Annotated in this window: 23 protein-coding genes; 3 read left to right on the top strand and 20 right to left on the bottom strand. The window is 41.3% G+C overall.

What is annotated here, in order from left to right; translation table 11 throughout:
* Position 1 precedes the first annotated feature (1 nt).
* Entirely contained in the window at positions 2-1,654 is a 1,653-nt protein-coding gene (locus Q4567_RS02140; protein WP_216048939.1) for an amidohydrolase, read from the top strand.
* A 544-nt stretch (positions 1,655-2,198) separates the two neighbouring features.
* On the opposite strand, the gene Q4567_RS02135 is transcribed toward Q4567_RS02140, so the two are convergent.
* Together Q4567_RS02135 and Q4567_RS02130 are read right to left on the bottom strand one after the other, a co-directional pair.
* Positions 2,199-2,684 (bottom strand): GNAT family N-acetyltransferase, encoded by a 486-nt coding sequence (locus Q4567_RS02135; protein ID WP_216048940.1) that lies wholly within the window; start codon positions 2,682-2,684, stop codon positions 2,199-2,201.
* Complete coding sequence (locus Q4567_RS02130; protein WP_303499181.1) at positions 2,660-3,517, bottom strand: MBL fold metallo-hydrolase; 858 nt, start codon at positions 3,515-3,517, stop codon at positions 2,660-2,662. Before Q4567_RS02130 ends, Q4567_RS02135 begins: the two co-directional genes overlap by 25 nt.
* A 165-nt stretch (positions 3,518-3,682) precedes the next feature.
* Between Q4567_RS02130 and Q4567_RS02125 the strand changes: the two genes are divergently transcribed.
* A complete protein-coding gene (locus Q4567_RS02125) occupies positions 3,683-5,413 on the top strand; it encodes a Na+/H+ antiporter NhaC family protein (RefSeq protein WP_303499180.1) in 1,731 nt (576 codons plus the stop codon).
* Between the two features lie 26 nt (positions 5,414-5,439).
* On the opposite strand, the gene Q4567_RS02120 is transcribed toward Q4567_RS02125, so the two are convergent.
* Positions 5,440-6,195 carry a LytTR family DNA-binding domain-containing protein gene (locus Q4567_RS02120; protein WP_216048943.1) on the bottom strand — a complete coding sequence of 252 codons (756 nt, stop codon included), beginning with the start codon at positions 6,193-6,195 and terminating at the stop codon, positions 5,440-5,442.
* Complete coding sequence (locus Q4567_RS02115; protein WP_303499178.1) at positions 6,188-7,270, bottom strand: sensor histidine kinase; 1,083 nt, start codon at positions 7,268-7,270, stop codon at positions 6,188-6,190. The genes Q4567_RS02120 and Q4567_RS02115 overlap by 8 nt, the downstream gene beginning before the upstream one ends.
* A gap of 456 nt (positions 7,271-7,726) precedes the next feature.
* On the opposite strand from Q4567_RS02115, the gene Q4567_RS02110 reads away from it, so the two are divergent.
* Positions 7,727-10,684 (top strand): TonB-dependent receptor, encoded by a 2,958-nt coding sequence (locus Q4567_RS02110; RefSeq protein ID WP_216048945.1) that lies wholly within the window; start codon positions 7,727-7,729, stop codon positions 10,682-10,684.
* A 96-nt stretch (positions 10,685-10,780) separates the two neighbouring features.
* Here Q4567_RS02110 and Q4567_RS02105 read toward each other — a convergent pair whose 3' ends face one another.
* The 16 genes from Q4567_RS02105 to Q4567_RS02030 all read right to left on the bottom strand — a co-directional run bounded on the left by Q4567_RS02105 (position 10,781) and on the right by Q4567_RS02030 (position 26,513).
* The gene (locus Q4567_RS02105; protein ID WP_303499177.1) at positions 10,781-10,987 is read right to left on the bottom strand and encodes a DUF1653 domain-containing protein; all 207 of its coding nucleotides are present in this window, start codon (positions 10,985-10,987) and stop codon (positions 10,781-10,783) included.
* Positions 10,988-10,989: 2 nt separating this feature from the next.
* Positions 10,990-12,159 carry an MFS transporter gene (locus tag Q4567_RS02100; RefSeq protein WP_303499175.1) on the bottom strand — a complete coding sequence of 390 codons (1,170 nt, stop codon included), beginning with the start codon at positions 12,157-12,159 and terminating at the stop codon, positions 10,990-10,992.
* 143 nt (positions 12,160-12,302) lie between these two features.
* A complete protein-coding gene (dinB, locus tag Q4567_RS02095; RefSeq protein WP_303499174.1) occupies positions 12,303-13,370 on the bottom strand; it encodes a DNA polymerase IV in 1,068 nt (355 codons plus the stop codon).
* Between the two features lie 59 nt (positions 13,371-13,429).
* Complete coding sequence (locus tag Q4567_RS02090; protein WP_216048949.1) at positions 13,430-14,326, bottom strand: hypothetical protein; 897 nt, start codon at positions 14,324-14,326, stop codon at positions 13,430-13,432.
* Positions 14,327-14,489: 163 nt separating this feature from the next.
* The gene (gene nqrM / locus Q4567_RS02085; RefSeq protein ID WP_216048950.1) at positions 14,490-14,723 is read right to left on the bottom strand and encodes a (Na+)-NQR maturation NqrM; all 234 of its coding nucleotides are present in this window, start codon (positions 14,721-14,723) and stop codon (positions 14,490-14,492) included.
* Between the two features lie 27 nt (positions 14,724-14,750).
* Positions 14,751-15,782, bottom strand: a complete 1,032-nt coding sequence (locus tag Q4567_RS02080) for an FAD:protein FMN transferase (RefSeq protein ID WP_303499172.1) — start codon at positions 15,780-15,782, stop codon at positions 14,751-14,753.
* Positions 15,783-15,862: 80 nt separating this feature from the next.
* Positions 15,863-17,095, bottom strand: coding sequence for an NADH:ubiquinone reductase (Na(+)-transporting) subunit F (nqrF, locus tag Q4567_RS02075; protein ID WP_216048952.1), 1,233 nt, complete (start codon positions 17,093-17,095; stop codon positions 15,863-15,865).
* Between the two features lie 26 nt (positions 17,096-17,121).
* Positions 17,122-17,730, bottom strand: a complete 609-nt coding sequence (nqrE, locus tag Q4567_RS02070) for an NADH:ubiquinone reductase (Na(+)-transporting) subunit E (RefSeq protein ID WP_216048953.1) — start codon at positions 17,728-17,730, stop codon at positions 17,122-17,124.
* Between the two features lie 3 nt (positions 17,731-17,733).
* Positions 17,734-18,366 carry an NADH:ubiquinone reductase (Na(+)-transporting) subunit D gene (locus Q4567_RS02065; RefSeq protein ID WP_216048954.1) on the bottom strand — a complete coding sequence of 211 codons (633 nt, stop codon included), beginning with the start codon at positions 18,364-18,366 and terminating at the stop codon, positions 17,734-17,736.
* Between the two features lie 11 nt (positions 18,367-18,377).
* Positions 18,378-19,136 carry a Na(+)-translocating NADH-quinone reductase subunit C gene (locus Q4567_RS02060; RefSeq protein WP_216048955.1) on the bottom strand — a complete coding sequence of 253 codons (759 nt, stop codon included), beginning with the start codon at positions 19,134-19,136 and terminating at the stop codon, positions 18,378-18,380.
* Complete coding sequence (locus Q4567_RS02055) at positions 19,126-20,334, bottom strand: NADH:ubiquinone reductase (Na(+)-transporting) subunit B (protein ID WP_216048956.1); 1,209 nt, start codon at positions 20,332-20,334, stop codon at positions 19,126-19,128. The genes Q4567_RS02060 and Q4567_RS02055 overlap by 11 nt, the downstream gene beginning before the upstream one ends.
* A gap of 3 nt (positions 20,335-20,337) precedes the next feature.
* Positions 20,338-21,678, bottom strand: coding sequence for a Na(+)-translocating NADH-quinone reductase subunit A (locus Q4567_RS02050; RefSeq protein WP_303499169.1), 1,341 nt, complete (start codon positions 21,676-21,678; stop codon positions 20,338-20,340).
* Between the two features lie 481 nt (positions 21,679-22,159).
* Positions 22,160-23,338, bottom strand: coding sequence for an enoyl-ACP reductase FabV (gene fabV, locus Q4567_RS02045; protein ID WP_216048958.1), 1,179 nt, complete (start codon positions 23,336-23,338; stop codon positions 22,160-22,162).
* A 160-nt stretch (positions 23,339-23,498) separates the two neighbouring features.
* On the bottom strand, positions 23,499-24,596 hold the full coding sequence (locus Q4567_RS02040; RefSeq protein WP_216048959.1) for a TRAP transporter substrate-binding protein: 1,098 nt from the start codon (positions 24,594-24,596) through the stop codon (positions 23,499-23,501).
* Between the two features lie 19 nt (positions 24,597-24,615).
* On the bottom strand, positions 24,616-25,974 hold the full coding sequence (locus Q4567_RS02035; RefSeq protein WP_216048960.1) for a TRAP transporter large permease subunit: 1,359 nt from the start codon (positions 25,972-25,974) through the stop codon (positions 24,616-24,618).
* Complete coding sequence (locus tag Q4567_RS02030) at positions 25,974-26,513, bottom strand: TRAP transporter small permease subunit (RefSeq protein ID WP_303499167.1); 540 nt, start codon at positions 26,511-26,513, stop codon at positions 25,974-25,976. The genes Q4567_RS02035 and Q4567_RS02030 overlap by 1 nt, the downstream gene beginning before the upstream one ends.
* Between the last annotated feature and the right edge of the window lie 76 nt (positions 26,514-26,589).

The raw sequence follows: 26,589 nt of genomic DNA, 5'->3' as shown, positions 1-26,589 counted from the left end.
TATGAAAAATTTACTTGTACTGCTTGTCTGTTTCCTTAGCTTTTTTACACATGCTAAACCAACAATGGTAGGCAATGTTAAAGGATATACCCTCAATAATGATGGAGCGATGATCCAGTTTTCTCATATAGTCTTTGAAAACGGCAAAGTGATTTCCATCGGCGATCAAACCTTAATGAATCAATATCCAGATAGTGTATTTATTGATGGCCGCCAAAAAACCCTTTTACCGGGCTTAATTGATGCGCACGGGCATTTATTATACCTTGGCTACTCATTGCTAGAAGTTGACTTACGCGATGTGCAATCTGCACAACTGTCAGCCTCTAAGGTAGGCGAATATGCAGCAGCAAACTCACATTTAGAGTGGATAATAGGCGGCGGATGGAATCAAGTATTGTGGCCAGACAAACAATTTCCCAAAGCACAACTGCTTGACGAATATGTGAATGAAACCCCTGTTATTTTAAGTCGAGTGGATGGTCATGCCGTTTGGGTTAACAGTAAAGCAATGCAAATCGCGGGCATAGACAAAGACACTTTGGATCCGCCAGGTGGCAAGATCATTCGAGATGAACAAGGAAATCCATCAGGTGTATTAATAGATACGGCGATGGATTTACTATCGGAACATCTACCAGAAGAAAGTAACGACAGCATTGAAGCTAGCTTAGAAGCCGCTTCACAGCACTTACTTTCAGTGGGTATAACCAATGTGCATGACGCTGGAATAAGCAAATCAGAATATGATTTTTTTAAACAAAAAGCCTTAGCAGAAAGTTTAGCTGTGCGTATTTATGCAATGTTCTGGTTTGAAGATCCCAGTTTACAGGAAGTACTCGAGGCGGGTTATTTTAATGATCCCGACGATTTTTTATCGATTAGAAGTGTCAAAGCCATGGCCGATGGAGCCCTAGGTAGTCGTGGAGCAGCTTTGTTCGAAGACTATTCAGATGCAGCTGACAATAAGGGGCTGATGGTCATGCAGGAAGCACAATTTAAACCCCTTTTTGATTTGGTACTCAAGCACAAATTTCAACTCAATGTGCACGCTATTGGTGATCTCGCTAATCACTTAGCCTTAAATCAATTTGAAGCCTCATTCAAAACCGTTGGCGGTAAAGAGCTGCGCAATAGAGTGGAACATGCTCAAGTTATCAGCTTGAATGATATCCCACGCTTTAAACAACTAGACATCATTCCCTCCATGCAACCTACCCATGCCACCAGCGATATGAACATGGCTGAAGACCGTTTAGGAAAAGACCGTTTACGTGGTGCATACGCTTGGAAACGCTTCATTGATCAGGGCTCACCATTGCCGCTAGGTTCAGATTTTCCAGTTGAATTAGCTAATCCATTTTATGGCATTCACGCAGCTGTCACCCGTCAGGATAGAAACAACCAACCTGTCGAAGGTTGGATTCCTAGTCAAGCTTTAAGTCTCCAACAAGCTTTTAAAGGCTTTACCATAGATGCAGCCTATGCCGCTCATCAAGAAAAAGTGTTAGGTGGATTAACTAAAGGTAAATGGGCTGACTTCATTTTGATAGATCAGGATATCTTCGAAATTGATAAGAAAGAACTTTGGAAAACTAACGTAGTGGAAACTTGGGTTGCTGGTAAACGCGTATATGAGAATAGTAAAGAATAATAGAAGGAAAAAACCCGCACAAACCACAGGACACGAAAATTTGTGCGGGTAGTATTGCCTTCCTGCCTCAAACAACTTAGCTGCGTTTGAAGTATTTCAACATTGTTTATTATTTTTATTATCAATGGTTACACACATAACTTTTCTATCGTAGATGCGTAATCAAAGCTTACTTAGCAGCTTCAGTGCCAACTTTTTTATCTATAAAAATCAACAGCTTAATATTTTCACATTAGTGTCTTTTGACGCACATCATACCAGTTTGGTGCATTAGCACTTTATTAGGGCGTACCGTTCAAACGAGTGCCTATTTTATGCGCATATATTTTCACTTTTTCGCCCTCATATAATTGTTCATTATTTGTACATGCGCTTGATTGCTATGGGAAATTTTGTACTCAGAGTTGACTGCGAGGGTAAAATTAAATAGTTACTTTAGATTTGAAAACGAATGTTTTGCATGGCGGCGTTGATTGATTTTGTTTTCAACCCCCAAACTTGCGTTGTTTTAACCTGATTAGTGCTGATTATTTCAATCTGTTATTTAGTCTTTAATTAAATAGTCACACTTAGCCATCTCAGGTGTTATAGATTCCGGATAATTTACTCGCCGGAAACCCAAAGATTGATACAGCTTCTTAGCGACTTTATTATGAGGCCATACAAATAACGAAAAGCCCTTAGTTACTAGGTATTCGGGGGCTTGAGTCAGTAGTTGCTTAACGAGTTGCTTACCAACACCACAGCCTCTGTTCTGAGGATTGACAACCAAACGGGCTAAGTGACACCTTCCAAGTCGTTCATAACACTGCCCAAAAGCGAGCATGTTGTTTTTGGTATCTATTAGCTTATAACTCCTTCCCTGCGCTAATTTAGTTTCTACAATTAGACTGCGGGAGCTAATGGGGAAGGAGATGTTAGGTCCCCCCCAATCACGAATTTCATCAAAACTGACAAACCACCCACAAAGGCTAGCTATATCCTGTTCGGAGGCCTCGACTAAAATTAACGGTAAAGTGTTCTTATCCATTTTTCTTCATTGATAAAAGCCCAGCTCCATTCTTTCCATTTATCATCTAATCCCGCGTCTATAATATCTTCAACTGGCAATCCATTTATCTTCAACTGTTTAACTTGCGAAGATGTTTGTTTAATCATTTCAACAAATGCCTGTAATTGCGCCTTGTCGCCTAAAGGTCCATGACCTGGAATAATTTTAGTATCATCATCAATCATACTAATCAGTTTTTCTACCCCGGCAATGTAACCTTTTACTGAGCCCCCACTGTCTATATCGATATAGGGAAAAAGCCCATTGAAAAATAAATCACCAGTATGCAAAACATTGGCTTTTTCAAACATAACGACACTGTCTCCATCGGTATGAGCGTTGGATAAATGCATTACTTTTAGTGTGTCACCATTAAAGTGAAAGGTAACACCTTGAGAATAAGTGACGACAGGCAATTCCGAGTGTTTATGCTCCTCTTTGTTTAGCAGTCGGACACGGACATTATCGTGGGCGAAAATAGTGGCATCTTTGACTTCTTTCATATACGCATTTGAGCCAGTATGATCACCGTGATAGTGGGTATTAATCACGTACCTTAACTTGTCTTTCAGAATTGAATCTAAAGCAGCAGAGATTTTTTCTGCCATAGGTTCATATTGGTCATCAATAATCAGAAGCCCATCTTCACCGGCTGATACCCCAATATTTCCGCCCATACCCGTTAGCATATAGACTGAATCCCCCAAATTTTCAGACTTCATAGTAACGTCATCAGGATTATTTTGAGCATAGCCAGACGTAGTTAAAAATCCAGTTAACAGAAACGTCAATAAAACAACTTGTTTACGCATTTTCCTATCCTATGTGTTTAATCAGTTATGAATATTAAGAGCTCAACTAATCGTTAGCATTTAACGACAATAGTGCCTAATTAGCTTAGAAGTTTAGCCTCCTTGGATGCTAGACTATTACTTTCTCAATTTGCTAAAGACATAATTACTTAGAGTGGCGCTAGAATGAATAAATTGCAAAATAAGTTGACCTTTTTATGTATTATTTTAGGTTTAATAGGCGCTTTGTATGTCAATTTATATGTTTCAGCAACTTGGGTCGAATCAAGGATACAATACCAAACCTACTTAACAGAACAAGGTGAATGGGCATACGTAAAGCAAGGTAATGAACAAATTATTAGCGACGTTACTCCTTACGAACTATCGCCACTGGCCCAGCATAAACTAAATTTACTGACCTCAGAACCAGAAATAAAAGAACAGTGGGTTGTCATCTCAGACGTCGGTCAAAACCCTATTTTACTTCGCGCAGATTATCACTTTAAAGTATGGTCGCTGTTACCAGCATTCATCGCGATCGCCCTATGCTTAATCAGCCGAGAACCTCTGCTTGCCTTGTTTAGCGGGATCGTTGTGGGCGCTTTTATGTTAGGCAAGTTTGATATCAGCCAAGAAGTTTTAATACCTAATATGGCCACCACTGACGCAGCCTCAATTTTAATATTGTATTTGTGGTTGCTGGGCGGGCTGATGGGAATTTGGTCTAAAACAGGCGCGGCACAAGCGTTTGCGGAAATGATGAGTGAACGCTTTGTCACCGGTCCTCGTTCAGCAAAGCTAGTAACTTGGATGTTAGGGGTGTTGTTTTTCCAAGGTGGCACCATGAGTACTGTATTAGTTGGTACCACTGTCAAGCCCATGGCTGACAAAGCGAATGTGAGCCATGAAGAACTGAGTTATGTGGTTGACTCCACCGCTTCGCCTATTGCAGCAGTGATCGCATTTAACGCCTGGCCTGCATATATTCAGGCATTTATATTTGTTCCAGGGGTGGCATTCTTAGCCACTGAAGCCGACCGAATAGCTTTCTTTTTTTCCAGTATTCCATTTAGTTTTTACGGCATTTTTGCAGTAATTGGTACTCTCCTTCTTAGCTTAGAATTCACCGTTTTTTCCGGTGCACCAATTCGAAAAGCCATTTCTAGGGCCAGACTGACCGGCCAGTTAGATGCTCCAGACGCGGCCCCTATTAGCGCAAAAGAACTGCAAGAGACGAGCGTGCCTGAAGGGTATAACCCTCATTGGATCGAGTTTGTTTTTCCTTTAGTCAGTCTAATTGGGATTGCTGTGGTAACCTTTATATTCACCGGTACCCCACAAATTCACTGGGCTTTTGGCGGTGCGTTACTCATCGCTGTGCTCTTCGCGCTGGGTAAAGGTATGCAAATTCGCGAAATGCTCAATGGGCTTGGTATAGGCTGGAAAGGAGTCGTTGTTGCATCCGTCATTTTAATGTTAGCTATCACCATCGGCACTATCAGCAAACAACTTGGCGGCGGAATTTATTTAGTAGATCTACTAGGCGAAGAGCTACCGTTTTGGATTTTACCGGTGGTTTTACAACTACTCACCATGATCATCGCGTTTTCCACAGGTACAAGTTGGGGAACATTTGCCATTGCATTCCCATTAGCGATGCCCTTGGTGTGGGACATTTCTCAAAACGAAATGTTAGCTAATCCAGAAGTATTTATGATGATTTGTTTTGCTGCTGTTTTAAATGGCAGCGTGTATGGCGACCAATGCTCACCGATATCGGATACCACCATTTTAAGTTCCATGACAACTGGCTGCGATTTAATGGATCATGTGAAAACACAACTTGTTCCTGCTACATTTGCCGCTTCGATTGCCGCGGTTTTATGGACGTTATGCGCGCTGTTTATGAGTTAATCTTAAGCTGAAATAACGTTCTCTGTTTAGTTGGTTAACTCGTCGAGTTTCACTCTATTTCGACGAGATAGGGTTAACACCTCACCACTTTGTAGAATCACTGAATAATCTCCTTTATCATTCGGCCGTAATTCACTTATTGCACTACGACGGACAATAGATGAACGGTGGATTCGCACAAATTCTTGGGGATTAAGCTGTTCTTCTAAAGTCGAAAGTGTTTCTCGATGCAATACATGCTTGCCATCATCAAGATGAATTTCGGCGTAATTTCCCGCCCCAGAAATAAAGGTAATTTGAGCCACATCAATTAAACGAATTCGCCCAGGATCTCGTATTACTAATCTTTCACGATACGCTTTTTGCTGCTCATAAAGCATCTGCTGAATGGCCTCACTCAATTTAGCATAGTCATCTTGTTGCTCACCGGTGATTTTTGCTCTAGCCCGCTCCAGCGCTTTAAAAAAACGTTCATCATCGTAAGGCTTTAAAATGTAATCAATCGCATTGAGTTCGAATGCCTCTACAGCATGCTCATTATAAGCGGTTGCAAAAATAATAACGCTTTCAGGAGGTACATGTTTAGCAACTTGGATACCCGATATTTTTGGCATTTCAATATCTAAAAATACCACGTCAGGTTTAAATTCGCTGACCAGTGAGAGTGCTTGATTGCCATCTTCGGCCTCATAAATATTGCCAATATCTGATTCGTTGGATAATAATACTTTGATAGTTTCCCGAGCCAAATATTCATCGTCTGCGATAAGAACATTAAGCATCTTGTCCTCCTATCGGTATTGCTAATAAGGTTTCGAATAAATCGTTTTCAAGTGGATGCAATTCCAAACGAAATTGCCCATATAATCGAGCTAACCTCTCACGGGTATTGCTAAGGCCAATTCCAAAGCCACAATGATTATCGTTCCTTGCAACCTTGTTGGTTAACACGACTTTAAGTTCGTTTTCATCACGACTTATATCTAAATTCAAAAGGTTTCGACTCGACTCTAATTGGGAACCATGCTGCACCGCATTTTCAACTAAAGGATGCAAAAGCATGTTCGGAATAGTCAGCTCGAGACATTCTGGCTGCACATGAATATGGGTATCTAATTTATCTGCAAAGCGCATTTTTTGGATCGCTAAATAACTGTTTATAAAAGCAACTTCATCTTTGATCTTAATATCATCATGATTTTTAGTTTCGAGTATTTTACGTAACATAATACTCAATTCGGATAGGGCTGTTACTGCATCCTTTTCACGTTTTAAGCGCACTAAGCTGGCAATAGTATTCAATGCATTAAACAGAAAGTGGGGGTTCAGCTGAGAACGTAAAGTCCGTAACTGTTCTTGGGTGAGTTCATGATGCAAACGCTTCAATTCAAGACTTTCTTGCACTGCATTATGATAAAAACGCAATGCCATCGCTGCCCCAAGCACTCCTAAATACATAGAAATATCCAATTGTGCATTCTGAGTTATGGTGCGCAGAAAGTAATACGAAAACTCATCCATTGTTCGATCTGTTACGGCGATGATGAGTAGATGCGCCGTGCCCCAATAGATAAATAGAATAAACACCATCCAACTTAAGTGGAAAAAAACTTTAACAGTGGTTGAATGAGATGAGTGACTTGTGTATTGCACTAGCTTAAAGATAATGGCGGTCACGCCTATCCAAATAATAAACCAAGGACTTATCGCGATCCAAAGTTCAGTCCAATTTGGATTTTTGTCATTTTGCTCAAACGCTAAAAATTTAACGTGTGTGTAAAGGGCGTGAACAGCCAACCAAAAGAAGGTGTTGGCAAACCAGAAATAGCGATTAAAAATAAGTTTTGAATGGGCCATTTCAATTATTCTTTATCGTTGGCTTTTTTTTAACATATCGATGTTTTCATAAATAATCCACACATAAAATTGCATTAAAGTGGGTTAACTATTCATCACAACCTGTCCCCACTCGCCCCAAAGCCATCTCAATTAAAACTTTAGAAGTAACCAGCCTAAAGCACAACAAAAATCGTATAAATATAATTTAATCGCTAATTTTCAATAACTTAATTAATTTCCGAGTAATTTATTGGGCGACAATTAAACCTGCACAGCCGCCGTTCATCGAAAGTTCCCCCGCTTCAACACGCAAAACACTCCTTTGGTCACACACTTACAACGCTTGACGGAAACCACCTAGAGCAACTCCGAGATAGCGCATAGCTTATCTCTAGACAAGTGGTTTTTGTCACAAACTAACTATACAAAAAATGTGAGTCCAATTAACCATTGAGACCCATTGGGGAGCTAAAAATGTATATCACCTCAAAACTAGCCAGATCAATTAAGTTGGCACTTTGTGCTAGCTCGATGGCAGCAATTAGTACATCATTTGTTGCCGCTCAAGAAGCTACAGACACGACCGATGTAGAAAAGATTTCAATAACAGGTAGTCGTATTTTGTCACCCGGAGTTGAATCATCCAGTCCTATTTTTTCCTTGGGAGAGGAAGAGATTGGTTATTTACAAACCCCCGAGTTTGAAAAAATAATTCGCTCATTACCCTCTACTATTCCCGCCGATGGTGGCAACGTAAATAATGGCACCGCAGGTGCTGCAACCATAGATTTACGTGGTTTAGGGGCGCAACGTAATTTAGTACTGCTAAATGGAAAACGCATGGTGCCATTTAATTTTAATGGCCAAGTAGATACCGCCAACATTCCTACGGCACTAATTGACAGAATCGATGTAGTCACCGGGGGAGCTTCTGCCGTTTATGGTTCTGACGCCATTTCTGGTGCAGTGAACGTTGTACTGAAGAACAACTTTCAAGGTGTTGCTCTGGATATGAATCACTCGCAAAGTAGCGAAAGTGATGGCGACCAAGACAATATGTCTCTTACCATTGGCGCTAACTTTGACGACAGCCGAGGGAATGCGGTTTTATCAATTAGCTGGATGGAACGGGACTCAGTACTGCTCGGCGATCGTTCCTTAGGATTATTCGGTATTAATTCCAACACAGGTTCCGGTTATCAAGAGTTTCTAAACGGAGATGTAGCCACACCGCCGCCGGCTGGTTGTGGCGGTCCAAACGTTGTGGATTTATCTGGTAGCGGTTCAACTACTGCAATCCCCACTCGATTTGAATTAATAGGAACCGGTGTAAGTGGACAGTTTAGAGAGGACGGTACCCTTGGTTCAAACTGTAGTTTATTCAACTTTAACCCATTTAATTATTATCAAACGCCAGCTCAACGTTATGGCGCAACGGCCCTTGCTAACTATGAAATAAACGATCACATGGAATTCTACTCATCGTTTAACTTCACTAATACCACAGTGGTTCAGCAAGTCGCGCCTTCCGGTACATTTGGTAGCAGTTTCAATTTACCGCTATACAACCCTCTCATTGGCACACAGGCTTTAGACTTTATTCTTGATGGCGCGAATGCCGCTGTAGGTGATGGAACCTTATTAAATGGTGGCAGTTGGAATGATGCTAACAACAATGGAATTGTGGATACAGAGGATTCTCTAACCGTTAGATTACGTAGACGAACCCTAGAATTAGGCCCACGTTCCGAACGCTATGATGCCGAACTTTGGCAAATTAATGCCGGTATTCGTGGTGAACTAGTAGCCGACTGGGATTATGATTTTTCTTACCAGTATGGTGAGTCAAACCGCACAACAGTGCGTGACGGCTATACCAATCTTGGTAACATCCAAAATGCATTGGATACCCGTGATGGTGTCACCTGTGCAGTGGGTGGAACTTGTGTTCCTATTAATTTATTTGGCGGCTTTGGCACTATTACAGATGCGGCTTCGGCCTACGCTAGAGCGATTGCTTTACAGCAACAAAAATACGAACAAGAAATTATATCCCTAGTACTTACCGGCCCAGTAGACTTCATTGAGTTACCCACTGCTGGGGCTCCACTAGCCATGAGTTTTGGTTTTGAAAACAGGACGGAGACTGGTATTTTGGAGCCGGATGAATGTTTAAAAGAAACCCCAGCTAGCTGTCAAGGTGGAGCTGGAGGTAACTTGCTTCCAATTAAAGGTGGTTTTAAAGTTGATGAATTTTATTTTGAAGGGATTCTACCCGTGTTCGATGGTGCTGCGTTTGCTGAAACCATGGATCTAGAATTCGGTTTTAGGACTTCAGATTTTGATACTATCGGAACTGCAGAATCATGGAAAATAGGATTCAATTGGCGTCCAGTAGGGCCACTGTTATTGCGAGTGATGCAACAAAAAGCCAATAGAGCGCCAAACGTAGGTGAACTGGCTTCCCCTGTCACATCTGGTTTAGATAATGCCGTTATTGATCCCTGCTCGATAGCCAATGCAGGAAATATTGACGCGGCATTAACAGCACTATGTGTCTCAACTGGCATGACTGAAGCGCAAGTAGGCGTGATACCCGACATTATCTCGGGTCAAATCAATACCTTTAACGGCAGTTCACCCAGTAATCCGCCAGGACCAGAAGAAGCAGACACCTTCACTGCTGGTTTCGTGTGGACCCCAGATTTTGATTGGGCCAACGACTTTACATTATCGGTCGATTATTACGACATCGATATTTCTGGGATCATTGGTAATTTTTCCGCGCAGGAAATACTTGATTCATGTTATATCAATGGTGACGCTGGTGAATGTGCCAAAATCAATCGTGTTGGAGGAGACTTAACCGGTTCTGCGGCGGGTGTAAATCAATTTACTACCAATTTGAAGTATCTTCGTGCTGAAGGGATTGAAATTGGATTCAACATGAATTTTGATTTAGATGACATGGGTAATCTCGCTATCTCAGGTAACATCAATAAATACTTAACCCAGGAGTCACAAAGCTCAGACACAGTACCAGTGCTAGACTGCAAAGGATATTATGGCACCAGTTGTGATCCGCTATCTGATATACGTTGGATCCAGCGTACAACTTGGTCATATGATGACTTTACTGTTTCGTTATTGTGGAGACATATCAATTCTGTGGATGTAGAACCAGGAGAACGCGAACTACGATTCGAAGCATTCAGAAAAATCGACTCTTATGACTACTTCGACATATTTGCCAGTTATAGTTTTACCAAATACGCCACCTTTACTTTGGGTATAGATAATATGTTTGACAAGGAACCACCGGTTTTAGGCAATGATATTGGTGACACCAGTTCAAATTCGGGCAACACCTTTCCAAGCAACTATGAAGTTTTGGGTAGAATCTATAAAGCAGGTCTTAAATTTAAGTTTTGATACTGTTATCTAGCCATTAACACAAACCTAAAACGGAGCTTAAATAGCTCCGTTTTGATTGTCTGTTTTAAGCCTCAAGGCGGTACAGCTTTGCTTTTAATCGATAAATCGAAACCGCGGAATAAGTTTGCCTTCAACATCAACCTCTTCAATGAACATATCCAATGGCCTTACCCATAAATTTCTTTCACCATAAAGTGGACGGTAAACCACTAATTCGGTTTCATCCTCGGAGTGCTTAGCAACCCCAATCACTTCGTAATCATTGCCTTTGTAATGACGATACTTACCTGCTTTTAGCATACTTACCCTTCTCCATTCAATTCCAATACTGTTGCTGATCTAATCCGCCAAGCCTGCCAAGACAGCAAAATTAGATGGCAACAAATAATCATAAAACTAGTTAGCATTAACCCCTTCCAACCTAAAGCAAAGAGTAGTGCACCGGCTCCCAACGCAGCCATGCCTTGAGCACTAAAAACAGCGAATTCATTAATACTCTGAACTTGGAACTTCTGCTCAATAGTATGTGTTTGCGGCAGAAGCACAGTTCCACCTAAGAATAAAAAATTCCAGCCTATACCCAATAAAATGAGAGCGACCCAGTAATTGATCAGTTGACTGTCAATTGAACCAACCGCAATGGTTACCAAGTAGATAATAAGACCCGCCACTATCACCCGATAAACGCCGAGTTTTGCAATCAACAGACCACTGAATATTGAAGGAATGTACATCGCCAGAATATGACTTTGAATTACCCACTTAGCTTGCTCTAAGCTATACAAAGTATTGATATGCATATGCACAGGTGTTGCTGTCATGATAAAGCTCATGAGTGCATAACCTACCACTGATGCAGAAACCGCAATAATGAAAGAAGGCTTAGACAAGACATCACGAATAACAACTTTTTGCTTTCCTGTATGTTGCAGCGGGGTATGGGTCTCTTTAAATAAGCCGAATAACCCTATACAAATCAAACAAAGTACGGCCATTAAAACGAATGAACCAACAAATGGGGTTGCCAATAATTGATTACCAATAGTGGCGAGTTCCGGACCTATGATGGCTGCGGCTAAGCCGCCAAGTAGTACAGTGGATGCAGCTTTAGGGGCACGTTCAAAGGTCACTGACTCCATAGCGGCGAAGCGGATTTGCTGAAACCCAGAAATTGCTATCCCTAACAAAAAAGTAGCCACTAAAAATAATATAAAATGTGCAATATATATACTCAATGCAGCAAGCAATGAGGCACAACAAGCCAATCCAGCAACGGCTAAAAAAACAGGTTTTCGACCTAGCTTTCCCATGCAACGAGTAACGGGTATGACGCCAAAAGCGGTACCTATGATCATCATTGCTACCGGCAACGTGGAAAGACCAACAGAGGGGGCTAAATTCGCTCCAACAAGGCCTCCTACCATTACCATCATCGCTCCCGCACTCATCGCTAAGGCAAGTATAAATGTCAAAATCCAAACATTTCGAGGGAGGGAAAACAAAGTATTAACTACCTAATAGAGTGAAAACGCATACTTGAAAATAACATAGTTTAAAGTGCAACTGTTAAACATCATTTAACTACATTTGCTGCAAACAAGTTAGCGCACTATGGCTATGTTAGGGCTGAATCAAAAGGCAGCACCATTTGCTGAAACCGACTTTTAGTTGGTAAGCCTACATGCAAGCCAACTAAGCGAATTCCACGTTCGGTTTTGCGACTAAAGGCTTCATCAAGCAATTCAACAAAATAGTTTTTATCTAATTCAGAACATCGGTGCTCAACAGTGGTTTGTTGAAAGTCACTAAACTTTAGTTTCACACCTTGAGTTTGAATCTTGTTGTCACTGCGGGCTGTTTTTAATCGTTCTTCCAATTTAGGGTAGAGGGTTTCTAATACTTGCAAACATTGTTCTTTGGTCTGAATATCTTCATGTAGTGTGCGCTCAACACCAACGGATTTTCGTTCACGAGATAAACTGAGATCGCGATCATCTATGCCATTGCTACGCTTCCAAATTATCGGACCAAATTTACCAAAGATCTTAATTAACTGCTCAATGGGATAAGTGCGCACATCATTGCAGGTGTATAAGCCTAAATTATGCAACTTCTGCACAGTCACTTTACCCACTCCAGGAATTTTCCCTAGTGGCAGTTTTTTTACAAAATCATCAAGTGTTTCTGGCGTGATCACGCAAATGCCGTTGGGCTTGTTTTCATCGCTGGCAATTTTTGCCACAAACTTGATAGGCGCAACACCAGCTGAAGCAGTTAATCCTATTTCATTCTGAATCGCTTTACGTATGTCTTCTGCGATTAAAGTGGCACTGCCGGAAAATAATGTGGAGTCAGTAACATCTAAATAGGCTTCATCTAAAGACAGCGGTTCTATTTTGTCGGTGTATCGTTGGAATATGGCGCGTATTTGTTTGGAAATCTGTCCATATAGTTCCATACGACCTGGCACCATAACAAGGTTAGGACAGAGTTTAAGCGCATGTGCCGTAGCCATCGCAGAACGTACCCCAAATTTGCGAGCGGGATAGTTACAAGTTGAAATAACACCTCGCTTGTCAGATCGACCTCCGATAGCAATAGGTACATTTTGTAACGCAGGATTATCACGCATTTCTACTGCTGCATAAAAGCAATCCATATCGATATGAATAATTTTGCGCATAACCTCAACCAAAACCATTAAACTGTTTTTTTATACAGTAATGGTAAATTCAGGTCAAGTCATTTGAATGCAGGAAGTTCAGGCTCTAGTGATTTCATTTGCGCATATATAGGTTTGGCAATTTTTTTGAAGCCCGACTCTGTAGGATGAATTTCATTCAGCCAATCTGTTTTATTACCAGGTCGCAAAATTCCTTGGGTATCCACAACAATGAGCTTATTCAAATGTTCCGGACGACTTGCTAACGCTTGAAGTCGCGTTTTTAGCGTACCTAAAAGAATTTCGACTATCGGCAAATGTAACTCTAGTGGTATATTTTTTTCTATTAAATAAGGATAAATCCAAGGTTTTGTCTTTATCAGCCCCCAAAAAAACTCAGCGCCGTCTTTACTCGGTTTGGCAATATCGTAAGTATGGGTAATGATAGTTGCTTGAGGATTATACTCGTCACGTAAATCAATTAACTGATCATAAGCTAACATGATTGCATCCATTTTGCGGTTAAAGCGTGAAGCGTGAATGCAGTCCTGAGCGCTAAATCCTTCTTCGTATTGGTTCAAAATCATTGGCATGTCACGTTTACCGACAATATCGTTGCCGCCGCCAGAGAATAAAATCAACTTCACGTATTGAGCACTCTGTTGCAAAACTGAAGATAGGTCTGCTTTTTGCTGACCTGACATCATATTAACCGCTTCATCGCCATTACTTGCCAGCCTAAGTAAGTTGACTTTATCTGTTCTAGAAACCACATTCTCAATATGATGGATAACGTTAATATCGCCACCAAATGCAACCCACTTCTTAGGGTATGCAAACCAAGAATCGCCTTCTGTGATGATGCCAATTCTATCAGGGTGTTTTTTGCAAATATGTAAAAAATCAGTTCGTAAACTGGTGATGCCGGTATGCGCTGCTATGCGTCTGCGACGTTCTATTGGGGTTTCTTTAGGCATTTTCTTTCCCTGCTTAGCTTTTTACTAAGTGTAGTAAAAGTAATTTATTTTGCAGTATATTATCTTGCAACCAGCTGGGAAATAGCGGAAAAACGGTTTAAGTTTTGGTAGGTACAAGGTTGTAATAAAACTTACAACCTTGTGATAATTTTCATCTCAGAATTTATAAAATTTGGTTCTGTTTCCATTCGGCCAGTTTTTTCTGGCGTATTTCTTCTTTTTCTAAGCGCGCTTTTTTGCGGTCACACGGTTCTGGACAGTCACAAGCTTTTGCAATACCTAGCGCACCTAAACCTCCACAACTTCCTGCAATTGTTTTTTGCTGGAATATGTAACCTACTGCCATGGCTAGCACCACAACGAGAAAAAACACAAAGGCTAAAATAAATGTACTCACACTATATCCTAACTATTTTAATTTAAATTACTGCTCAGTTGCAGCGTTAATATATTCGTCAAACTTTCCGGTAGTATACGCTTTAAAGCTACCTTTTTCTCGCGTAATTAACATCACGTCTAGGTTATGTTCTTTCGCAACTCGCAGTGCATCGTCTTTCCCCAATACATTTAAAGCCGTCGCTAAACCATCTGCAGTCATAGAAGAAGGATGAACAACGGTTACCGCAACCAAGTTATGCTGAATAGGGTAGCCAGTTCTGGGATCAATCAAGTGGGAGTAACGAATGCCATCTTGTTCGAAGTAATTACGGTAGTCTCCCGACGTTGCCACCGCGTTATTCCCAATTGTGAGGATTGACTGTACAGCGCGTTCGTTATTGACTGGCTTTTCAACCGCAATACGCCAACCTGAACCATTGCTCTTTACACCGGCCACGCGCATCTCGCCACCAATTTCTACCAAATAGTTTTTGTAACCGTAAGACTCCAATAATTCAGCTACAGCATCTACACCATAACCTTTTGCAATGGTCGACAAATCCACGTACAAGTCAGGCTGCAGTTTAATTAGATAGTTATCTTGGATAACCAACTTGTTCAGGCCAATTTGTTCTTTAAGCGAATCGATTGTCTGCTGTGAAGGAATTTTTTCTGGTCGGGCTTCAGGTCCAAAGCCCCACAAATTAACTAGAGGTCCTATAGTTACATCCAGTACGCCCAGACTGACTTCCCCTAGCCTTTTCGCTTCCTTTAATACTGTTAGTGTAGCTGGCGACATTTTAAAGGGTTCAGAGCTAAGTTGTTGATTAAAGCGGGACAACTCGGAGTTAGGATCGTAGGTTGACATTAACTTATTGATATCGACCAACAGGTCATCAATTTTTTGCTGTAATTCTTCCGGAGGCAAACCCACATCTGCAAGAACTTTCACATTGTAGCTAGTCCCCATAGTCGCACCTGACAAATGGATTTCGCCAGCACTTTTAGGAGTATTCCAAACAACCAGTATTACCACTAAAACACATAATAGTAGGCCAAGGGATTTCACTTTATTCATATAACAAGCTCATTTAATAACACTAATGCTCACAAAAAAAGGGACATAAATGTCCCTCTTTACAACTTTCCATTTAGATATTAGCCACCGAAGTCATCTAACATGATGTTTTCGTCTTCAACGCCTAATTCTTTAAGCATATTGATGACTGCAGCATTCATCATAGGAGGCCCACACATGTAGAACTCACAATCTTCTGGCGCTGGATGATCTTTCAAATAGTTTTCCAACAATACGTTGTGGATAAATCCAGTATCACCTTCCCAATTGTCTTCTGGTTGAGGGTCAGATAAGGCAACGTGCCATTTAAAGTTTTCGTTTTCTGCTTGAAGCATATCAAAATCTTCAACATAAAACATTTCACGTAGCGAACGAGCACCATACCAAAAGGTAATTTTACGGTCAGTCTTAAGTCGACGCAATTGGTCAAAAATATGAGAACGCATTGGCGCCATACCTGCACCACCACCCACAAAGACCATTTCAGCTTGTGTGTCTTTAGCGAAGAATTCACCAAATGGACCAGAAATAGTGGCTTTATCGCCTTCTTTCAAACTCCAAATATAAGAAGACATTTTACCCGCAGGCAAGCTTAGATTGTTCGGTGGAGGCGTAGCAATACGCACATTCAGCATGATTATCCCTTCTTCTTCTGGGTAATTAGCCATTGAATATGCACGGATAGTTTCTTCGTCTACTTTAGATTCGATATTAAAGAAGCCGAAACGTTCCCAATCAGGCTTGTACTCGTCAGGAATGTCGTAATCTTTGTATTTAACGTGATGAGGTGGAGCTTCAATTTGAATATAACCACCGGCACGGAAAGGAACACTTTCACCATCTGGCACAGCCAATTTAAGTTCTTTGATGAAGGTTGCTTTGTTATCGTTAGAAATAACTTCGCAATCCCATTTTTTGATCCCAAAGACTTCTTCTGGTAATTCAATATCCATGTCTTGTTTAATCGCAACTTGACAAGATAGACGGCAACCTTCTTTCGCTTCACGTTTACTTATGTGATCCAGTTCAGTAGGCAAAATCTCGCCACCACCAGATTTAATATCAACACGGCATTGGCCACACGAGCCACCACCGCCACACGCAGATGATACGAAAATACCTGAATCAGCCAAAGCGCCAAGCAACTTGCCGCCAGGTGAAGCCGTAATGGCTTTATCAGGGTCGCCATTGATAGTGATAGTCACGTCGCCTGATGGTACAAGCTTAGACTTTGCGAACATGATGATAAGTACGAGTGCCAATACAATGGCAATAAACATACCTACACCAAGGTAAATTTCATTTGGATTCATTTACAAATACTCCTTAGTGTCTTCGCTTAAAGGGCTACGCCAGTGAACGACTGGAAACCCAATGCCATAAGACCTGCAATCATAAACACAGAGCCTAATCCACGTATGCCTTCAGGCATATCAGCATATTTTAATTTTTCACGTACTGCCGCTAGTAGGGTAATCGCGATTGCCCAACCTGCACCACTACCGATACCGTAAACCACACTTTCAGTGAAGTTATATTCACGTTGTACGGCGAAAGCTACACCACCAAAGATGGCGCAGTTAACGGTAATTAGCGGTAAGAAAATACCTAACGCGTTATATAGCGCTGGGAAAAACTTATCCAAACTCATTTCTAGAATCTGAACTAATGCTGCGATAACACCGATAAAGGTTAAGAAGTTTAAGAAACTCAAATCTGCATCAGGGAAACCAGCCCAAGCAAGTGCACCAGGAGCAAGAATGTTTACGTAAATTACTTGGTTTACAGGTACTGAAATACCCAACACTACGATAACCGCAACACCAAGTCCCATAGCAGTTTTTACTTTTTTAGATACTGCTAAGAAAGTACACATACCTAAGAACAATGACAATGCCATGTTTTCAATGAAGACAGACTTAACAAAAAGGCTTAAATAATGTTCCATGTCTTACTCCTTAGGTTCGACTTGTTCAGGACGAATGGTACGAATAAACCAAATTAATCCACCGATCAAAATGAAAGAACTGAAAGGTAGAATTAATAGACCATTACCTTGATACCAGCCACCATTTTGTACTAGCGGTAAAATTGGGAAACCGAGAATGGTACCAAAACCAAACAATTCTTTAATTGTACCGATAATAATAAGTACTAAAGAATAGCCTAGGCCATTTCCAATACCGTCAAGGAAGCTCATGAAAGGTGGACTCTTCATTGCGTAGGCTTCTGCACGCCCCATTACGATACAGTTAGTAATAATCAAACCAACGAATACCGATAATTCTTTAGCAATATCGTACGCGACCGCCTTTAGAATTTGGTCAACAACGATTACCAAAGATGCAATGATTGTCATTTGAATAATAATCCGAACGCTAGAAGGTATCTGCTTACGAATTAGAGAGATAAACAAATTAGAAAATGCCGTTACTGAGGTCAGGGCTAAAGCCATAACCAATGCAGTTTCTAATTTAGTAGTAATAGCAAGTGCAGAACATACACCTAACACTTGCAATGCGATGGGGTTGTTGTCCAGAATGGGTCCGAACAGCACCTTTTTCATTTCTTTAGTTTCAGCCATTGTGCTTCGCCCTATGATTTCCAAGTCTGATTTTTGAGGTATGGTCCGAAACCATTCTCACCCAACCAATATGTCAATGTGTTCTGCACACCGTTACTGGTTAAGGTTGCCCCGGATAGTGCATCAACAGCGTAGTCGTTGCCAGATCCTGCATTTTTCTTAACCTGAATTGCCACATCACCATCTTTATACAGTTTTTTACCGTCCCACTTCGCTTTCCAGCTAGGGTTTTGTACTTCACCGCCTAATCCTGGTGTTTCTTTTTGTTGATAGTAAACCAATTCACGAACGGTGTTGCCATCAGCATCAATCGCAAGGAAACCATACATCAAATCCCACAATCCAGAACCATGAACAGGTAAAACGATGCGAGTGACTTGATTGGCTTCATTTTCAATCAAATAAACACTGGCGACGCTAGAGCGACGTTGGAAACCGACGTTGCTGTTTTCGACTTTAACACTGTACTTTTCTTCTTTAGCCGCTTTATACATATCGAAGTCTTCTTCAACTTCAACATATTTACCCGTTGCTAAATCAACATAACGTTCAGTAACAAACTTATTAAAAGTACAAGGAACGTCACATTCTGCTGTTGTTTCAAGGCCAGCAGCTTGAAGAATATTACTACGCTTATCATTGGCAGCGTTTGTTTGTTGCATTTCTCGCAAGCCTACGGCTGCGCCAGAAACAACAACTGAGCAGACTAGACATACAGCGACTACAACACCGATAGTTCTGCCTAAGGTTTCTTTTTTCTTATCCGACACGAGCAACCCTCCGCTTAATGTTACTTTGAGCCACGAAATAATCGAATAGTGGCGCCCATAAATTTGCAAATAATATGGCTAGCATCACACCCTCAGGGAATGCAGGGTTAAGTACACGAATCATCACTGTCATAAACCCGATTAAGAAACCATATGCCCATTTAGCTTTATTAGTGAAAGAAGCTGAAACTGGGTCTGTTGCCATAAAGAACATACCAAACGCTAATCCACCAGTTACCATATGCCAGTACCACGGCATCGCGAACATTGGGTTAGTGCTACTGTCTACAAAGTTCAATAGAGATGCAAAGAAAGCAACACCTAACAGAACACCCAGAACGATTCGCCATGAGGCAATGCGCATATAAATAATAAATAGACCACCAAGCATGATGGCTAGCGTCGATACTTCACCGACCGAACCTGGAATATTGCCGAAGAACGAGTTCCACCAAAGGTCCATGTTGGTATAGTCCATCTCGCCAGACGCAGCTTTGCTCAACCAAGTTGCGCCAGAATAACCGTCAGCTGCAACCCAAATTTGGTCGCCGGATATTTGCCCAGGATATGCAAAGTATAAGAAGGCACGACCAGACAACGCTGGGTTTAAGAAGTTACGACCTGTACCACCAAAGACTTCTTTGGCAATAACAACACCGAAAGTAATACCTAAAGCAACTTGCCATAGTGGAATCGTTGCCGGTAGGGTCAATGCAAACAACACTGAGGTAACAAAGAACCCTTCGTTTATTTCATGTTTACGCACAGAAGCGAATAACACTTCCCAGAATCCACCAACAATAAATACAGTGGCATAGATAGGAAGAAAGAAACACGCACCGTAGGACATCATGCCTAACCAGCCTGTACCTTCAACACCAATTTGCCCACCTAATGCGCTAAACAAATTCGCTTGCCAAATATCAGGCAAGGTGCCAGCACCAAGTAACAATGCTTCATGAGCTTGAGCACCAACGTTGTACATACCGTAAAACATAGCTGGAAAAGTAGCCATCCATACCATGATCATGATGCGTTTAAGATCTATGCTGTCACGTACGTGAGTAGATGCTTTGTTTACTTTACCTGGCGTGTAAAAAATAGTCGCTGCTGCTTCGTAAAGCGCATAAAACTTTTCATATTTACCACCGGCTTCGAAATTCGGTTCTATTTTTTCTAAATAGGCTTTTAATCCCATGACCTAACCCTCTTTCTCAATGGTGGTGAGACAGTCACGTAGAATAGGTCCGTAGTTGTATTTACCCGGACAAACATACGTACACAACGCCAAATCTTCTTCGTCAAGCTCCAAACAGCCCAGTGTTTGCGCACTGTCGGTATCACCAGAAATGATGTCACGAAGCAACAAAGTTGGTAAAATATCCAGCGGCATAATGCGCTCGTAATTACCAATAGGTACCATGGAACGGTCTGAGCCATTGGTAGACGTTGTCATACTAAATAGTTTTTTAGGTGATAAATGCGCTAGATAGGCACGAGTAACAGAATGCATGTCACTGCCTGGCGCTAACCAACCTAAGAATTTTTTCTCACGGCCTTCAGCTAATAATGAAATTTGCGTGTGATAACGGCCTAAGAAACCGTGAACGCCATGAGCATGCGTTCCCATAAGCACTGAACCTGAAATCACTCGAACATCATCACCCACTGTTTCACCAGCAGTTAACTGTTCAATGTCAGCACCAAGGATAGTATTCACCAAACGAGGATTTTTCGCCGCAGGGCCACCTATAGCAACCACGCGTTGGTTATTCAACTCACCAGAAGTAAACAAGGCACCAAATGCCATGACATCTTGATAGTTAATCGACCAAACGGTTTTACTTGCACCCACTGCATCCAAGAAATGGATATGAGTACCAGCTAAACCTGCAGGATGTGGACCAGCAAACTCTTCTACTTCAACCGGAGTTGAACCAGTAGGAATATCAGCGCCAGGAGCCTTACAGACGAATACTGAGCCAGAGGTAAGTTGCTTCAATACCGCTAAACCGTTTTCAAAATCAGTTTTGCGTTGAGCAATTACTACTTGCGGATCGGCGGCCAATGGGTTGGTATCCATTGCGGTAACAAAAATTGATTTTGGCTCACTTCCCAGTGCAGGCACTTTACTGTATGGACGCGTTTTGAATGCAACCCACAAGCCTGACTTAACCAAATTCTCTTCAACTTTTTCACGTGCTACTGAACTCAATTGTCCAGCGTCATATTTGTCGAAGGTTTCTTGCTCGTCACCAGCTAATTCAATAACCACAGATTGCAAAACACGTTTTGCTCCACGATTAATTTCAACTACCTTGCCCGCTGCTGGCGCAGTAAAGAGAACACCAGGATTCTTTTTGTCTTCAAAAAGAGCCTGACCTTTCTTTACAACATCGTCTACCTGAACAAACATGGTAGGACGCATGCCAACATATTCTTCCCCCAAGACAGCCACGCGAGTGACGTTCGGGCCGTTTTGAATTGTTTGGTTAGGAGCCCCCTGAATAGGAAGGTCTAACCCTTGCTTGATTTTTATCATATGCAACCGCAGTCTTGTAAAAATAAAATTAAAGTGAAAGAAATATCAATTTTGAATTCTGGCTAAATAATGCGAAGAATGGTGACATCCGCAGTTTCGCTTGAAAACTCAAAGGTGATCTTACTTATCAACTATTTTTGTCTTTTGTTGAGTGTGAATCCTTAACCAGGTGAACACAGAAATAAAATCCGTATTGGTCCACACCTCGCAAGAGAATGATTGAGCAATTGAGTCACTTATGAACTAATTAAAGAAACTCATGTCAGTAAACTCTGGAATTTTAGCATTATTCCAGCTGTTTACGCTACGCTATTTACGGCTAAATAAGGATTTTCCGCATAATATTTAGGGATTTTCTAAATATAGTGCAAATTATGCACAGCACTCACCTTTTTAACAAGTAACTAAATTGTTAAAAAACCCTAATGCGCGAGCGACAATTAGGGTTTTGAATAACATTAGAAATAGTTCTAAAGGCTATCTACCATTCTACTAATGGATTGATATCCTGTTCGTAATCGACACCGTCAATATCAAAACCAAACAATTTCAAGAACTCGTGGTGATAACCTGCGTAATCACTTAGTTCATGGAAGTTATCTTGTGTGACTTTATCCCACAAACCTTTGATAACAGCCTGAGTAGCTTCGTTGGTTTCTTTGCCATCCATACGAAGTCGATTGGCTTCGTCAGTTTCAGGAGAATCTACCAGCAGTTTTTGTTGGAATAAACCAGTGATTTGTTCAATACAACCTTCATGGGTTCCTTCTTGTTTCATGACTTTGTAAATTAACGATATATACAAAGGCATTACTGGAATCGCTGAACTTGCTTGAGTAACCAATGCTTTCAAAGAAGAGACATAAGCCGAAACATTTTTGTCGCTATGCTGCTTAATAATTTCACTCGCGGCACGATCAAGATCTTCTTTAGCTTTACCGATAGTCGCTTGACCATATATTGGCCAAGTTAACTCTTTACCTATATAGGTATAGGCTGTTGTTTTGCAGTTATCCGCCAACAAATCAGCATCAGCTAGAGCGTTCAACCATAGCTCCCAATCTTCACCACCCATGACTTTAATGGTATTGGCAATCTCTTCCTCATTGGCCGCTTCTAATTCAATTTCGTGGATCAGATCTTTGTCGGTGTCATAGGTTTTGGTTTTATAGTTTTGTCCAACAGGCTTAAGAGTAGACTTATACACTTCACCAGTTTCTGGGTCGGTTCTGCGAGGAGAAGCCAAACTATAAATAACCAAATCAACCTTACCTATGTCGGCTTTAAGAGTTTCAATCACTTGTTGTTTGATTTCATTGGAAAATGCATCACCGTTTATGGTTTTTGCATAAATACCAGCGTCTTTTGCTTGCTGATGAAATGCAGCAGTATTGTACCAGCCGGCCGTCGCCGTTTTTCTTTCCGAAGGTGGCTTTTCAAAACAAACACCAAGGGTTTTTGCCCCATAACCAAAAGTAGATACGATTCGAGACGCAAGGCCGTAACCTGTTGAGCATCCCAAAACTAAAACGTTTTTGGGACCATCTCCTAAATCTCCCTGACTTTTAACATACTCGATTTGTTCTTCAACACTTGCAGCGCAACCTACTGGGTGGGCGTTAGTGCAGATAAAGCCGCGTACCTTGGGCTTAATTACCATAGTCTATTTTCCTCAAAAATTTTACCGAACATTTTAAACAGCCAGTCATCTATTAAAACCGCATTATAAAAAAAATTTTCAATAGGTTTCAGAATAGCTTTTACACTATAAAGGCCTATTGTAATAGCCATTGCAACAACAACAAATCTGAACAGCTAGTTTATTTTTTTTGTTGTCGATTAATATAGTATTCCATCTCAGAAATTTGGTGATACTTAGATACGCCTTCTTGGAACTTTTGATAAGACGCGTAAATTTTAGCAAACGTAGGATCCGCAGCGGATTGTTCTTGCATGACTTCAATACTAGCAGCATGTAAAGCAGCAATAACATCTTTAGGAAGAGGGCGCATGTCAACACCATGGGTTTCAACAAGCGCTTGAACGGCATCATTATTAGCCGCGGTATACTCATCCCACATGTCTTGATTCACAGCTCTTGTAGCCACCTCGATAATGGCCTGTAAATCATCAGGCAAAGCTTCATAGGCACTTTTATTAACAATGAACTCTAAACTAGCGCCAGGTTCATGCCAGCCAGAGTGATAATAGTATTTCGCGGCTTTGTATAAACCAAAAGATAAATCGTTGTAAGGCCCAACCCATTCAGTTGCGTCAATGGCACCAGATTGCAATGAAGTGAATAATTCCCCTCCAGTTAACGCCACAGGGATACCACCCAATTTTTTAAGAACTTCAGCTCCCAGCCCTGGAATCCGCATTTTTAAGCCTTGCAAATCTTCAACGCTATTAATTTCTTTTTTAAACCAACCCGCAGTTTGTACGCCGGTATTGCCACCTGCAAAGGGGATTAAATTAAATGGGGCATATAATTCTCGCCACATTTCTATGCCGCCACCGTAGTGCAGCCAAGCATTAAACTCAGTGGCATTCATGCCAAACGGAATAGCGGTAAATATTTGTGCCGCTGGGGCTTTCCCCTTCCAATAATATGATCCTGAATGACCCATTTCAGCGGCACCACTAGAAACAGTATCAAAGACTTCAAATCCAGGGACCATTTGACCTGCGCCAAACACTTTAATTTTTAAGCGGCCGTTAGACATGCGCTCTACTTGTTTAGCAAATGTCTCTGGGGCTCTTCCTAAACCTGGAAAGTTCTTCGGCCACGAAGTAACCAGTTTCCACTGATAGGTTTGTTGCGATTCAGTGGCATTAGAATCGGACGATGACTTGCCACCACAGGAAGCAAGAAGAGCAATCGAAAAAAATAAAGATACAAACTTAAAGGTTTTCATTTAATTGAATCCATAGGGGTCACAAAATCGAAGGCAGCCACGTTACCAGATCCGGCCAAATAGCCAAGCCTATCAATAATAGTAATTGAATAATTATAAAGGGTATCACGCCTTTGTATATTTGAGTGGTCTGAACATTTGCTGGCGCTACACCTCGCAAGTAAAACAGAGCAAATCCGAAAGGTGGTGTCAGAAACGAAGTTTGCAAATTGACGGCAATCATAATACCGAGCCAGATTGGATCTACCCCCATAGCCAGTAGAACCGGCGCGACTATTGGCACTACAACAAAAGTAATTTCAATAAAATCAAGAATAAATCCGAGTAAAAAGATAACAACCATGACCAGTAAAACCGCACTAAAAGCACCACCGGGAAGCTGTTCAAAGAAGTGTTCAATCAACTCTTCACCACCAAAGCCGCGGAAAACCAATGAAAATATCGAAGCACCAATAAGAATCAAAAAGACCATCGCAGTGACACGAGTAGTACCCAACATCACTTCTTTCAATTTTTCTAAACTAAACTGTTTCTTGGCCAAACCCAGTACCAGAGCTCCAGCAGCTCCGACCCCAGCAGCTTCAGTGGGTGTTGCGAAGCCACCTAAAATAGACCCTAGCACCACAAATATTAAGATCAAAGGTGGGAATAAAGCGCCTGCAAGACTGACCTCAGCTTGTGTTTCTCGTTGTTCGTTTCGGACCGTTTTATCGATGTGTCTATTGGCAAACACCACCACGTATAGCAGGTACATCGCCACTAAAATCATACCGGGTACTAAGGCTCCAACAAACAAATCCCCTACCGATACAGACTCAGGTGAAAATATCCCCATATTAAGCTGTGCCTGTTGAAACGCACTAGATAACACATCACCTAACAAAACCAGCGCGATGGAAGGCGGTATAATCTGCCCTAATGTGCCTGTGGCACAAATTGCTCCGGTGGCAAATGAAGGTGAATATCCTTGTTTCAACATTGTCGGTAGTGACAACAGGCCCATAGTGACCACTGTAGCGCCTACAATACCGGTGCTCGCGGCCAGTAACATACCAACCAACACCACTGAAATTGCCAAACCGGAGTTCAACCGTCCAAATACTTGACCCATGGCAATTAATAAATTTTCAGCGACTTTGGATTTTTCTAACATGATCCCCATAAAAACAAACAAGGGCACGGCGATTAAAGTTTGATTTGTCACTATGCCATAAAGACGGCTAGGTACCGCTTGCAAATAAGCGGTATCAAAAACACCAAATAATGCACCCACACCCGCAAAAATTAAAGCGGTTCCAGCTAACGTATATGCCACTGGATAGCCCAGTAACAACGTGAAGCAAACAACTAAGAACATAATCAGAGAGAGGTATTCCATTATTTATCCTCAGTAATCACGTTTTTAGGGTGATTTAAACAAACGCTGATATTGCGAATTAATTCTGAAATTCCCTGCAAAACCATGAGCGCGGCAAATAAAAGTATGAAGGTTTTGAGTAGAAACACCGCTGGTAAGCCACCAGCTGCTTGTGAGTCTTCCATAATATTCCAAGAAGATGCCACGTAATCCCAACAAATAATAAAAATAAATAAGTTAACCGGCAGCATAAAAAATAATGTACCAAAAGTATCTATTTTAGCTTTTTTAACGGTATCGAATCGACTGTAAAATATGTCGACTCTGACGTGGTCATTAACCCGCAACGTATGGGCACTACCTAATAAAAACACACAAGCGTGCAAATACATTACAGATTCTTGCATCGCAATCCAGCCAATATCGAAGCCATACCTTAATATCACGATAAGCAATGTGATTAACGCCATAAACAAAGTAAACCAGCTAACTAATTTGCATATATTATCGTTAATAACGTCAATGGTCCGCGATAGCGAAGCGGCGTTAAACATTCCCATATACCTGTCTTATTATTCTATTTGTACGATATTAAACGTTTTTTTAGCAAATAACGCTAGGGCACAAGGACAAAGA

The organism is Aliiglaciecola sp. 2_MG-2023 (assembly GCF_030548145.1).
In the GTDB taxonomy this organism is placed as follows: Bacteria; Pseudomonadota; Gammaproteobacteria; order Enterobacterales; family Alteromonadaceae; genus Aliiglaciecola; species Aliiglaciecola lipolytica_A.
This window is presented reverse-complemented; position numbering and strand designations above follow the sequence as displayed.